11 protein-coding genes and 1 pseudogene are annotated in these 12,317 nt (G+C 63.0%); all 12 read left to right on the top strand.

The window, feature by feature from the left end; genetic code table 11:
- The first annotated feature begins 115 nt into the window (after positions 1 to 115).
- A complete protein-coding gene (locus ACH196_RS32960) occupies positions 116 to 838 on the top strand; it encodes an N-acyl amino acid synthase FeeM domain-containing protein (RefSeq protein ID WP_396651090.1) in 723 nt (240 codons plus the stop codon).
- A gap of 264 nt (positions 839 to 1,102) precedes the next feature.
- Complete coding sequence (locus ACH196_RS32955; RefSeq protein ID WP_396651075.1) at positions 1,103 to 3,088, top strand: AMP-binding protein; 1,986 nt, start codon at positions 1,103 to 1,105, stop codon at positions 3,086 to 3,088.
- Positions 3,085 to 3,906 (top strand): ABC transporter ATP-binding protein, encoded by an 822-nt coding sequence (locus ACH196_RS32950; RefSeq protein ID WP_396651074.1) that lies wholly within the window; start codon positions 3,085 to 3,087, stop codon positions 3,904 to 3,906. The genes ACH196_RS32955 and ACH196_RS32950 overlap by 4 nt, the downstream gene beginning before the upstream one ends.
- Before the next feature lie 12 nt (positions 3,907 to 3,918).
- A complete protein-coding gene (locus ACH196_RS32945; protein WP_396651073.1) occupies positions 3,919 to 4,068 on the top strand; it encodes a DUF3096 domain-containing protein in 150 nt (49 codons plus the stop codon).
- Positions 4,069 to 4,077: 9 nt separating this feature from the next.
- Complete coding sequence (locus tag ACH196_RS32940) at positions 4,078 to 5,037, top strand: branched-chain amino acid ABC transporter permease (RefSeq protein WP_396651072.1); 960 nt, start codon at positions 4,078 to 4,080, stop codon at positions 5,035 to 5,037.
- 3 nt (positions 5,038 to 5,040) lie between these two features.
- A complete protein-coding gene (locus ACH196_RS32935; RefSeq protein ID WP_396651071.1) occupies positions 5,041 to 6,117 on the top strand; it encodes a branched-chain amino acid ABC transporter permease in 1,077 nt (358 codons plus the stop codon).
- Positions 6,118 to 6,202: 85 nt separating this feature from the next.
- Positions 6,203 to 7,513 (top strand): ABC transporter substrate-binding protein, encoded by a 1,311-nt coding sequence (locus tag ACH196_RS32930; RefSeq protein ID WP_396651070.1) that lies wholly within the window; start codon positions 6,203 to 6,205, stop codon positions 7,511 to 7,513.
- A gap of 177 nt (positions 7,514 to 7,690) precedes the next feature.
- Positions 7,691 to 8,521, top strand: coding sequence for an ABC transporter ATP-binding protein (locus tag ACH196_RS32925; protein WP_396651069.1), 831 nt, complete (start codon positions 7,691 to 7,693; stop codon positions 8,519 to 8,521).
- Positions 8,522 to 8,561: 40 nt separating this feature from the next.
- Entirely contained in the window at positions 8,562 to 9,056 is a 495-nt protein-coding gene (locus ACH196_RS32920) for a GNAT family N-acetyltransferase (RefSeq protein ID WP_396651068.1), read from the top strand.
- A gap of 150 nt (positions 9,057 to 9,206) precedes the next feature.
- Positions 9,207 to 11,462, top strand: coding sequence for a PAS domain S-box protein (locus tag ACH196_RS32915; protein ID WP_396651067.1), 2,256 nt, complete (start codon positions 9,207 to 9,209; stop codon positions 11,460 to 11,462).
- A gap of 125 nt (positions 11,463 to 11,587) precedes the next feature.
- Positions 11,588 to 11,833 carry an aa3-type cytochrome c oxidase subunit IV gene (locus tag ACH196_RS32910; RefSeq protein ID WP_396651066.1) on the top strand — a complete coding sequence of 82 codons (246 nt, stop codon included), beginning with the start codon at positions 11,588 to 11,590 and terminating at the stop codon, positions 11,831 to 11,833.
- Positions 11,834 to 11,923: 90 nt separating this feature from the next.
- Positions 11,924 to 12,317: pseudogene (locus ACH196_RS32905) on the top strand (NAD(P)(+) transhydrogenase (Re/Si-specific) subunit alpha); the annotation flags it as partial.

Raw genomic sequence — 12,317 nt, 5'->3', positions numbered from 1 at the left:
TTCCGCTTTACAGGCTGATGGCGGCGGTTCAGGCTTGTCATTGCGGGACAGGGGCCATTGAATGATTGAGCAGCGATTGGTGTCGGGCGTATCCGCCGACGCCGCGGCAGTTGCCGTGCCTGAAATTTCCGAGTTTTCGAGGAAGGTGTCCGAACTTCTCGAGCGTACGGAGTACCGGCGCTGCGACAAGGGGGAGGACCTGGAGGACATCTATCGGCTTCGCTACAAATCCTATCGGCTGTCGGACATGGTTCCGGAAAAAGCGGACCAGATGATCCATGATGCGCTTGACGAGACAGCCAACTGCTACAAGTTCGGCATCTACATAGACGGGGCGCTGGTCAGTACGCTTCGGATCCATCATGTCACGAGCGAGCAGCCGTTCTCGCCCTCCATGATGCTTTACAGCGATATCCTTGAACCCTATCTGGCGGCCGGCGAAAGTTTCATCGACCCGAGCCGTCTTGCCGCGGATCCGGAATGGTCGCGCTTCTATCCCCAAATACCTTATCTGACGCTCCGGCTGGCGGGAGTGGCCTGTTTCCATTTCGATGCGCCGTATTGCATCTCGACGATAAAGGACGAGCATGCGGGCTTTTACAAGCGGGTGTTCCGCTCCGAGCAGATCGGTGAAAAGCGTCATTACCCTGGGCTGCATTCCTCCGGCCTCCTCTATCGGGCAACGGTCGCGGCGATCCGCGAAAGATCGTTCACCCGCTATCCTTTTTTCCGATCCACGCCGATGGAGCAGCGGATGCTGTTTGCGCGGCCGGGGCGGGGAGAGCTGGTGCCCTTGACGATCCTGCCGACGGCGAAATATTTCAAGGACGCGGCCTGAGAGAGCCTCCGAAAATGAATGAGGCCGGGCGGCAAACGCCGTTTGCCTCGCTTCGATGCTCCCACAATTGAGGCATGTTGCGCTTCGGTGCCTGTAACGCACCGCTTTCGCCTCGCTTCGCCGATCCATCATGTGCTGCCTTCCAGGACCGGCCGGGAAATTCCCGCGCCGATCCCGATATTAGGCTAACGTCGTGTTGCATTGGCCGATTGTATCGGCACTATGGCCGAACAACGCGCAAAGCGGATCGGGAGGAGCATGGTCATGGCATCGACGGCCTCCGCCGCCGCCTCAGACCTCGACACGTTTCCAAAATATCTGCTGCTGAACGCCGCACGGTTCGGCGACAAGCCTGCCATGCGCCACAAGGATTTCGGCATCTGGCAAAGCTGGAACTGGGCTGAGCAGCTCGCCGAAATCCGCAAATTCGCGATCGGGCTGAAGGCGCTCGGGCTGAAGCCAGGCGACAACATCGCCATCATCGGGTCAAACCGGCCCCGCCTCTACTGGACGTTTACCGCAGCGCAGTCGCTGGGCGCGGTGCCTGTGCCGGTCTATGGCGACGCCGTGGCCGACGAGATGGCCTATGTGCTCGACCATGCCGGCGCGCGCTTCGCGGTGGTGCAGGACCAGGAGCAGGTCGACAAGATTTTGGGCACGATCGAGCGCATCCCGTCGCTCGAAGCGGTCGTCTACGACGAACCGCGCGGACTGCGCGACTACCGGCAGGAGATGCTGCAATCGTTCGAAAGCGTGCAGCAGCGTGGCGAAGAAGTCCTGTCCGGCGATCCGCAAAGTGGGAAGGTCTGGGAGGACGGCATTCGCACGGCATCAGGCGACGACACATCGGTGATGCTCTACACCTCCGGCACGACCGGGCGTTCCAAGGGCGTCATGATCCCGGCGCGTGGCTCGGTCAACGCGGCACGCGACACCGCCGCCTTCGACCGGTTGAGCGAGGCGGACAGCGTGCTTGCCTACCTGCCGCTCGCCTGGGTCGGCGACCATTATCTCAACTATGCGCAGGGTTATGTCTCGGGCTTCTGCATGAACTGCCCGGAAAGCAGCGAGACCGTGGCGCAGGATCTGCGCGAGATCGCGCCGACCTTCTATTTTGCGCCGCCGCGCGTGTTCGAATCCTTGCTGACCAGCGTCACCATCCGCATGGAGGACGCCGGCCGGCTGAAACGCTGGATCTACAAGCGCTGGATCGGCGTCGCCGGCAAATATGGCGAGGCGATCCTTGAAGGCCGGCCGGTGCCGCTGCTGGCGCGGCTCGACTATGCGCTCGGAAAATTCCTGATCTACCAGCCGCTGCGCAACGTGCTCGGCCTCTCCAACATTCGTATCGCCTACACGGCCGGCGAGGCGATCGGCCAGGATCTTTTTTCCTTCTTCCGTTCGCTCGGGATCAATTTGAAGCAGCTCTACGGGCAGACGGAGGCCTTTCTCTACGTGACCTGCCAGAACGACAGCGCGGTGCGCGCCGACACGGTGGGGCCGGCAGCGCCGAACGTCGATATCCGCATCACCGACGCCGGCGAGGTGCAGTTCCGCTCGCCCGGCCAGTTTTCGGGCTATTTCAAGCAGGCGGAGACAACAGCCGAGACGGTCACCGAGGACGGTTTTGTGAAGACCGGCGATGCCGGCTTTTTCGATGCTTCAGGGCAGTTGAAGATCGTCGACCGCGCCAAGGATGTCGGCAAGCTGACGTCCGGCGCGCTGTTCGCGCCGAAATACATCGAGAACACGCTGAAGTTTTTCCCGAACATCAAGGAGGCGGTGGCTTTCGGCCACGGGCACGACTTCGTCGGCGTGTTTTTGAACATCGACCTGCAGGCGGTCGGCAACTGGGCCGAGCGCAACAACATCGCCTATGCCTCCTATCAGGAACTGGCGAGCCATCCGGAGGTCTACAAAATCATCGCCGGCCATGTCGATGAGACCAATCGGCGGCTGTCGCGCGAGCCGGTGATGGCGGGCGCGCAGATCAGGCGTTTTCTCATCCTGCACAAGGAACTCGACGCCGACGACGGTGAGCTGACGCGCACGCAGAAAGTGCGCCGCGCCTTCGTCGCCGAGCGCTACCGGCCGTTGATCGAGGCGCTCTATGACGGTTCGACGGAAAGGTTCGTGGAAACGGAGGTCACCTACGAGGATGGCCGGAAGGGCCGGATCAGCGCGACGGTGAAGATCGCCGAGGCGAAGACTTTTCAGCTCCTCGCCGGCCAGCGAGACCTAGCCGCATGAATGCCCCCGTCGACGCCACGCCGGTCGCCCGGGCAGATGACGCCAGGACGGGCGAGATGCTGATGGAAGTGAAAAACGTCTCGCTGTCCTTCGGCGGGGTGAAGGCGATCACCGATATCTCCTTCGACATCCGCCAGGGCGAGATCAGGGCGATCATCGGGCCGAACGGCGCCGGAAAAACCTCGATGCTCAATGTCATCAACGGGTTCTACACGCCGCAGAAGGGCGAGATCGTCTTCCGCGGAAAGACGCGGCGCGGGATGAAACCGCACCATGCCGTGCGGCAGGGCATCGCCCGCACCTTCCAGAATGTGGCGCTGTTCAAGGGCATGTCGACGCTGGACAACATCATGGCGGGCCGCTCGGTGCATATGAACAGGAACCTGTTCTGGCAGATGCTGTGGCACGGGCCGGCGCTCGCGGAAGAAATCGAGCATCGCGAAAAGATCGAGGAGATCATCGACTTCCTCGAGATCCAGCACATCCGCCGCACACCGGTGGGCAAACTGCCGTACGGGCTGCAGAAGCGGGTGGAACTCGGGCGGGCACTGGCGATGGAGCCGTCGCTGCTGCTGCTCGACGAGCCGATGGCGGGCATGAACCTCGAGGAGAAGGAGGATATGAGCCGCTACATCATCGACGTCAACCGCCAGCGCGGCACCACGATTGCGCTGATCGAGCACGACATGGGCGTGGTCATGGACCTTTCCGACCGGGTCGTCGTTCTCGACTACGGCAAGAAGATCGCCGACGGCGTTCCCGATGCCGTCAAGTCAAACCAGGCCGTCATCGACGCCTATCTTGGCGTCGCGCACTGAAAGGAATTTTCCATGGACCTCACCACCATCGCCATCACTCCGCTTGTGTCGCTGATCGCCGGCGTGCTCATCCTGATCGTGCCGCGTCTGCTGAACTACATCGTGGCGCTGTATCTGATCATTATCGGCCTGCTGGGGCTGTTTCCGCAACTGGCGGGGTGAGATTTACGGATGGACCTGCTCGACGCCATCTTCCTAAAACCCTTCGCGGACATGATCGCTGCGCCGGACTTTCTGCTGCAGGTGCTGTGGGAAGGGCTGGTCGCCGGCGTGCTCTATGCGCTGATCGCGCTGGGCTTTGTGCTCATCTACAAATCCTCACGCATCTTCAACTTCGCGCAGGGCATCATGGTGGTGTTCGCCGCGCTGACCCTGATCGGTTTCCACGAACACGGCGTGCCGGCGCTGCTCGCCGTGCCGCTGACGCTGGCGGTCATGTTCGTGCTCGCCGTCGCCATCGAGCGGGTGGTGCTCAGGCCGCTGGTCAACCAGCCCGACATCATCCTGTTCATGGCCACCATCGGCATCACGCTGTTCCTCATCGGCTTTGGCGAGATCATTTTCGGCGGTGAGAACAAGGTGATGATCACCGAGCAGCTTCATATTCCGACCGGCAGCTACACCTTCGAGCCGTTCGGTGGGTTCGTGTCGATCGAGCAGAAGGACCTTACCGCCGTGATCGGCGCGGTGGTGCTGGTCGTCGTGCTGCTGGTTTTCCTCAACCGCTCCAAGATGGGCCGGGCCATCCGCGCGCTGGGCGACAATCATCAGGCGGCGTTGTCGGTCGGCATATCGCTGTCGACCATCTGGGTGCTGGTGTGGTTCATCGCCGGCATCATCGCGCTCGCCACGGGAATTGTGTGGGGAGCCCGCGCGGGCGTGTCCTTCGCGCTGGAGGTCATCGCCTACAAGGCGCTGCCGGTGCTGATGCTGGGCGGGCTGGAGTCTGTGTCGGGCGCCATCATCGGCGGCATCGCCATCGGCATCCTGGAAAAGCTGTTCGAGATCTATTGGGGCCAGCCGCTGCTGGGCGGCAACACCGAGACCTGGTTCGCCTTCGTGCTGGCGCTGATCGTGCTGCTGTTCCGGCCGCAGGGCCTGTTCGGCGAACGCATCATCGAGCGGGTGTGATAGATGCTCTACCGCACCGCCGGCCAGTTCAAGACATCCTACCGCGCCGATCACGCGCTGTTTCCGATCAGGCAGGATGCATGGCTGCTCGGCTTCATCCTGCTCTTCGCCTTCGTCGTCTTCCCGATGACGGCAAACGAATTCGTGTTCCGCGCGCTGCTGACGCCGGTGCTGATCTACGCGCTGGCAGCACTGGGTCTGAACATCCTCACCGGCTATGCCGGGCAGTTGTCGCTCGGCACCGGAGCCTTCATGGGCGTCGGCGCCTATGCCTGCTACAAGCTGGTGACCATCTTCCCGGAGCTCAACCTGATAATTGCGATCCTGCTGTCGGGTTTCTTTTCGGCGGCGATCGGCGTCGCCTTCGGCCTGCCGTCGCTCAGGATCAAGGGCTTCTACCTCGCCATCGCGACGCTCGCCGCGCAATTCTTCCTGGTGTGGCTGTTCGAGAAATGGTCGTGGCTCTACAACGACAATTCCTCGGGCTCGATCCAGGTGCCGACGATTTCCGTCTTTGGCCATCCTGTGGCCGGGCCGAACGCCACGGCCATCGTCCAGTATTATGTGGTGCTGGTGATCGTGACGGGCATCACTTGGCTGGCGATCAACATCACGCGGGGCCGCATTGGGCGCATGTGGAAGGCGGTGCGCGACATGGACATCGCCGCCGAACTGGTCGGCATCAATCTGATGAAGGCGAAACTCTCGGCCTTCGCGGTGTCGTCCTATATTGTCGGCGTGGCGGGCGCGCTGTTCGTATTCCTGTGGCGCGGCGCGGCAGAGCCGGTGGCCTTCGACATACCGCTGTCCTTCCGCGTCCTGTTCATCGCCATCATAGGCGGGCTGGGTTCGGTGCTCGGCAATTATCTTGGCGCGATCCTGATCGTCGCTCTGCCGGTGATCATCAGCACGCTGCCTGCCTCGGCCGGCCTGCCGCTGAGCTCGGCGATGGTCGAGCATCTGAACACGATGATCATCGGCGCGCTCATCATCCTGTTCCTGATCGTCGAGCCGCACGGGCTGGCGCGCTTCTGGGCAATCATTCGGGAAAAGCTCATCATGTGGCCTTTTCCGCACTAAGATAACGGGAATAGCGGCCGCCCGGGCCGCTTGGGCGGCGGGGTCACCTGCCGGCGTGAACGAGAAACGAAACTGGAGGAACCGCATGACACGCCTGATTTCCAAGACCTTGCTGGCGGCAGGCCTTCTGGCCGGGCTGACGCTGGCCGGGCAAGCCTTCGCCGAGGACGCAATTACGGTCGCCAACCTGTCCTACCGGACCGGGCCGTTCGCGGCGACGGGGACGCCACTGATGAATGGGCAGCGCGACTACATCACCATGCTCAACGAGCGCGACGGCGGAGTGAACGGCGTCAAGCTGATCTATGAGGAATGCGAGACCGGCTACAACACCGAGAAGGGCGCCGAGTGTTATGAGAAGACCAAGGCGACCTCGATCGTCACCCAGCCGTGGTCGACCGGCATCACGCTGCAGGTGCTACCGAAGACCAATGTCGACAAGGTGCCGGTTCTGGCGCCCGGCTACGGTTTCTCGCCGATGGCCGACGGAAAGGTGTTCCAGTGGGCGTTCAACCCGCCGGCCAGCTACTGGGACGGCGCCTCGATGATTTTGAAGGCCATTTCGGATGGCAATCTGGAGAGCCTCAAGGGCAAGAAGATCGTGCTGCTGCACCTCGACGCACCCTACGGCAAGGAGCCGATCCCGCTGCTCCATGCCTATGCCGAGAAGTTGGGCTTCACCTTCCTGCCGATCCCGGTCGGCGTGAAGGAGATGCAGAACCAGTCGGCGCAGTGGCTGCAGATCCGGCGGGAGCGTCCTGATTTCGTGCTGATGTGGGGCTGGGGCGCGATGAATGCCGGCGCGCTGGCCGAGGCGGCCAAGACGAAATTCCCGATGGACAAGTTCGTCGGCATCTGGTGGTCGGGCCACGACGGCGACATGAAGTCGGTCGGCGAAGCCGGCAAGGGCTACCGGTCGATCTCGTGGAGCTTTCCGGTTTCCGACTCCAAGGTGATGAAGGACATCAAGCAGCTCGTCGTCGAGGCGGGCAATTCACTGCTGCCGCGCGAAGAGTTCGACTACGTCTTCTATCAGCGCGGCGTGGTGATCTCGATGTTCGTGGTCGAGGGCATCAAGGAGGCGCAAAAGCATTTCAATACCAAGGTGGTGAATGCCGAGCAGTTGCGCTGGGGCCTGGAAAACCTGAAGCTGACCGAAGCGCGTCTCAAGGAGATCGGCATGGAGGGCATGGTGCCGCCGTTCTCGACCTCCTGCTCCAACCATTCCGGCCATTCCGGCGCCTGGATGCTGCAATGGGACGGCGCAAAATTCGTAAAGGTCTCTGACCGTCTGGAGGCGGACCAGAGCATGATCGAACCGCTGGTGCTTGAAGGGGCGAAGAAATACGCCGAGTCCAACGCACCCTGGCCGATCAACGAAGAGTGCAAGATGTAGCGCCTCTTTCCTTCTCCCCGCTTGCGGGGAGAAGGTGGCTCGAAGAGCCGGATGAGGGGCAGCGCCAAACTTTGAAGGCGCACTCCTGCCCTTCATCTGCCTGCCGGCATCTTCTCCCCGTAAACGGGGAGAAGGACTCTGTTGCGATGCCGGCGCCTCCCACCGCGAAACGGTCCGATGAGCAACGTGCAAGCTGTCGAATCCTCCACCCCCATCCTCTCGGTGAATAACATCGAGGTGATCTACGACCATGTCATCCTGGTGCTGAAAGGCGTGTCGCTGTCGGTGCCGGCCGGCGGCATTACGGCGCTGCTGGGCGCCAACGGTGCCGGCAAGACGACGACGTTGAAGGCGATCTCCAATCTGCTGCATGGCGAGCGGGGAGAGGTGACCAAGGGCACGATCGTCTTCGAGGGCGAAGAGGTGCAGGCGCGCTCGCCGAATGAGCTGGTGCGGCGCGGCTGCATCCAGGTGATGGAGGGACGCCACTGTTTTGGGCATCTGTCGGTGGAAGACAATCTGCTGACCGGCGCGTTCACGCGGCGCGACGGCAATGCCGCCATCCGCGCCGATCTCGACCTCGTCTACGAATATTTTCCGCGCCTCAAGGTAAGGCGGTCCAGTCAGGCTGGCTACACGTCGGGCGGCGAGCAGCAGATGACGGCGATCGGCCGGGCGCTGATGAGCCGCCCCAAAATGATCCTGCTCGATGAGCCGTCGATGGGGCTGGCGCCGCAACTGGTCGAGGAGATTTTCGAGATCGTGCGGAAGCTCAATGAGGAGCAGGGCGTTTCCTTCCTGCTCGCCGAGCAGAACACCAACATCGCGCTGCGCTATGCAAAATACGGCTACATCTTGGAATCCGGCCGCATCGTGCTCGACGGCGCGGCGTCAGCGCTCAGGCAGAACGAGGATGTCAAGGAGTTTTACCTCGGCGTCGGCGGCGAGGGGCGAAAATCGTTCCGCGATGTGAAGCATTACAAGCGCAGGAAGAGGTGGCTGTCGTAAAGGGCGGTGCCGCGAGGCTGTCGGGTTCACGGAGTTGACGATGCTCATCCGACCCGAAACGGCGGCAGATGCCGATGCAATTCACGACCTCACCCTGATCGTGTTCGGGCCGATGCCCTTCAGCGACGGCACGGAAGCCGACATTATCCGGCGGCTGCGCGCGGCAGGCGACCTGACGATTTCACTCGTCGCAGAGGAAGAAGGTGAGACCCTGGGGCATGTCGCCTTTTCGCCGGTGACGATCGATGGTCTGCACGATGGCTGGTTCGGTCTTGGCCCGATTTCGGTCCGGCTTGAGAGGCAGCGGCAGGGCATCGGCAAGGCGCTGATCGCACAAGGATTGGATTTGCTGAAGGAGCGCGGGGCAAAGGGTTGCGTGCTCATCGGCGATCCGGAGGTCTACAGCCGCGCCGGCTTCGTCAGCGATGGTCTGCTGAGATACAAGGACCTCGACAGAAGATATGTCCAAAGCCTTGTCCTGCGGGACATAGCGCCGAGCGGAGCGCTCGAATTTGCCGCAGCCTTTGGGGGCTAGAGGCTTTCAGAAAGCATGCCGCTTGCCGAGTCGATCGCTCCGGTTGATTTTGCGTGCGCGCCGCAAATATGCGAGTGACAGGCTACCGATAGCGACGGAGGGCGTTGATCCAGGAATCGATGCGTGGGAGCTTTCGGGCAGGAGCTTCGCTTGGAACAGTTTGACGCCGCTTGCGCTGACGCAATCCTCGCCTCGGTGATCCGTTCGTCGCTGGACTGCATCATCGTCACCGACGAGGCGGGGCGCGTCGTCGAGTTCAATCCGGCGGCGGAATCGACCTTCGGTTATTCGCGGGCCGCCGCCATCGGCGCGGAAATCTCCGAACTCATTATTCCGCCGCGCCTGCGTGGCGGGGACGCGAGCGGCGCCTATCCCGCAGGCGGCTTGCCGAGCCTGCTCGGCCGCCGCGTCGAACAGACGGCGATGCATGCAGACGGCAGCGAATTTCCGGTGGAACTGGCGATCACCGAGGCGTGGAGCGGCAGCCGGCGGTTCTTCACCGCCTGCCTGCGCGACCTTTCCGAACGCCGCGCCGCCGACGCCGCGCTGCTCGCCAGCCAGGCGCGGCTGGAGGCGTTCATGAAGCATGCGCCCATTGGCATGTACCTGAAGGACACCGACGGTCGTTACCTGATGGCCAATCCTGAAATGGCGAAGGTGTTCGGCCGGCCGGCCGAGCAGTCGATCGGGCTTTCGGCCGCCGATATATTCAGCCCCGAGGAAGTCGCGATGATCGCCGAGAACGACCGGCGCGTCCTCGAGACGGGGCAGGTGGTCGCCGTCGAGGAATTTCTCAGCGAAGCGCTTGATTATGCCTGGAGCCTGGTGGTGCGCTTTCCGGTCTGGGAAGACCAGGAGCAAGCGCGGATCGGCGGCTTCGACATCGATATCACCGAATTGAAGCGTTCCGCCGAGCGGCTGGCGGAGAGCGAGCGGCGCTTCCGCGCCGTGACCCATCACCATCCGGTGCCGGTGGTCTTCATCGACCCGCGCAACCAGTTGATCGTCGCCAATCCGGCGTTCCGCGAGATGATGGGGGTCGGCGCCGGCGATGAGGAACGGTTCCTGAAGCACCGCTGGTTCGCGACTCGCGAAGACTACCGCCGCATCAACGCGCTGTCGCGCGAACTGTCGCGGGTCGACGGGGTGGAGGCGCATTTCCGCCGCCTCGACGGGTCGGTTTTCCCGGCCTCGCTCAGTTGGCGCCATGTCGAGTGGGACGGCCAGCAGGTGATCGTCGGCAGTATCCTCGACCTTACCGCGACCAAGGCAGCCGAGGCGGCGCTGGCGCGTTCGCGCGAGGCGTTGGCCCAGAGCGAGCGGCTCAATGCGCTCGGCTCGCTGCTTGCCGGCGTCTCGCACGAGCTCAACAATCCGCTGGCGGTGGTGGTCGGGCAGGCGATGGTGCTGGAGGAACTGCTGGCCGGCACGGAAAACGCCGACCGCGCGGCCAGGATCAAGCGCGCGGCGGAACGCTGCGCCCGCATCGTCCAGACTTTCCTCGCCATGGCGCGTGAACGCCCTCCCCAGCGCCGCAGCGTCGATGCCAACGACCTGATCCGCGCCGCTCTCGACATAGCGAGCTACGGCCTTCGGACCGCCGGCATCGAAGTCGGCACCCGGTTCGCCGACGGTCTCCCGCCGTTGCAGGTCGACCCCGACCAGATGCACCAGGTGCTGTTCAACCTGGTCGTCAATGCCCAGCAGGCGCTGCAGGACGTTCCCGAGCCGCGGCGCATCGTGGTCGAGACCTCGCTCGTCGGCAGCGAGATCGAGATCCTCCTCTCGGACAACGGGCCCGGAGTGCCGCCGGATATCCGGAACCGGATATTCGAGCCGTTCTTCACCACCAAGCCGCAGGGCGTGGGCACCGGCATCGGGCTGGCGTTTTCGCTGGGCGTCGTCCAGGCTCACAAGGGAAGGCTGGATCTTCTCGACAATGCCGGCGGGGCGCATTTCCGCTTGCGGCTGCCGGTCGAGGCCGCGGCCGTCGCCCAGCCGGAGCGAGGCCAGACGCAGGTTGCCAAAGGCGGCGTCGGCCGCACGGCCCTTGTCGTGGACGACGAACCTGACGTCGGCGAGATGGTTGCCCTGTTCCTGGAGACAGAGGGGTTTACCGTCACCACCGTCGCGGATGGCGCCAGCGCCAAGCAGGCCCTGGCTACGACCACATTCGACGCGGTCTTCTGCGACCTGAGAATGCCGCACACAGACGGCCCGGCCTTGTACGAGTGGGTGCGGGACACGGTGCCGCAAGCCGCCGACCGCTTCGTCTTCGTCACCGGCGACACACTCGGGAGTTCTGCGGCGCGGTTCCTTGAACAGGCCGGACGGCCGGTCGTCGAAAAGCCCTTCTCGCGCGAAACCATCCGCCAGGCCATAGCCACTCTCTCGCCGGCCCCTTAGGTTGCGTCCGCATTCGATTTTCAAGAAAATTGCGTCGCTCTTGTCGCAGCCGCATGGCCAATCGAAGCATTGCCCTCGCGGCATGATTTCGCTATGTGCCGAATACGACTTTCGGAGGTACCCGCATGGCCGACCACACCCCGACCGGACCGCTCGAGCTGGGCGCCGACATGGAATATTCCGAGCACGAAAAGACCTACAGGATGTTCGTGCAATTCGCGAAATGGGGTACGATCATTTGCGCCGCGCTGCTTGTGGCAATGGCGTTCGGCTTTTTTGCCGGCGGCTTCTTCTCGGCGCTGGTTCTGTTCATCGTTGTCGTGGCCGGCGGCGGATACGTGCTGCGCGACATACCTGCGCATATTACCTGACAAAACCGTCCCGCCTGACGATTTCGTTCTGCGGCCGATCATTTCGGCCGTATGAAGAGGCGCAACGTTCCAACCGGAGGGATAGAGGCGGTGGGACAAGTCATTTTCGTTCCTAAGGAAGTCGACGCATCCGAGACACGTGTCGCGGCATCGCCGGAGACGGTGAAGCGGCTGGCGGGGTTTGGTTTTGAGGTGGTCGTCGAGACTGGCGCCGGTTTGGCCTCTCGTATCATCGATACGGATTTCCAGGCTGCCGGGGCGGTCATTGGCAAAGCCGCCGATGCGGGCCGGGCCGATGTGGTGCTGAAGGTGCGCCGGCCGACCGACGCGGAGCTGAAGGGCTACAAGGCCGGCGCCGCGGTGCTGGCCATCATGGATCCTTACGGCAACGATGCGGCGCTTGCCGAGATGGCGCGGGCGGGCGTCACCGGTTTCGCGATGGAACTGATGCCGCGTATCACCCGTGCGCAGGTGATGGACGTGC

It is taken from the genome of Mesorhizobium sp. IMUNJ 23232 (genome assembly GCF_044326205.1).
In the GTDB taxonomy this organism is placed as follows: Bacteria; Pseudomonadota; Alphaproteobacteria; order Rhizobiales; family Rhizobiaceae; genus Kumtagia.
The sequence above is the reverse complement of the archived record's forward strand: the minus strand, read 5'-3'. Positions and strand labels throughout refer to the sequence as shown.

Excerpts from the sequence above, each read along its gene's own strand:
- ACH196_RS32955 (WP_396651075.1), top strand. The coding sequence starts at position 1,103 with ATGGCATCGACGGCCTCCGCCGCCGCCTCAGACCTCGACACGTTTCCA.
- ACH196_RS32950 (WP_396651074.1), top strand. The coding sequence starts at position 3,085 with ATGAATGCCCCCGTCGACGCCACGCCGGTCGCCCGGGCAGATGACGCC.
- ACH196_RS32945 (WP_396651073.1), top strand. The coding sequence starts at position 3,919 with ATGGACCTCACCACCATCGCCATCACTCCGCTTGTGTCGCTGATCGCC.
- ACH196_RS32940 (WP_396651072.1), top strand. The coding sequence starts at position 4,078 with ATGGACCTGCTCGACGCCATCTTCCTAAAACCCTTCGCGGACATGATC.
- ACH196_RS32935 (WP_396651071.1), top strand. The coding sequence starts at position 5,041 with ATGCTCTACCGCACCGCCGGCCAGTTCAAGACATCCTACCGCGCCGAT.
- ACH196_RS32930 (WP_396651070.1), top strand. The coding sequence starts at position 6,203 with ATGACACGCCTGATTTCCAAGACCTTGCTGGCGGCAGGCCTTCTGGCC.
- ACH196_RS32925 (WP_396651069.1), top strand. The coding sequence starts at position 7,691 with ATGAGCAACGTGCAAGCTGTCGAATCCTCCACCCCCATCCTCTCGGTG.
- ACH196_RS32920 (WP_396651068.1), top strand. The coding sequence starts at position 8,562 with ATGCTCATCCGACCCGAAACGGCGGCAGATGCCGATGCAATTCACGAC.
- ACH196_RS32910 (WP_396651066.1), top strand. The coding sequence starts at position 11,588 with ATGGCCGACCACACCCCGACCGGACCGCTCGAGCTGGGCGCCGACATG.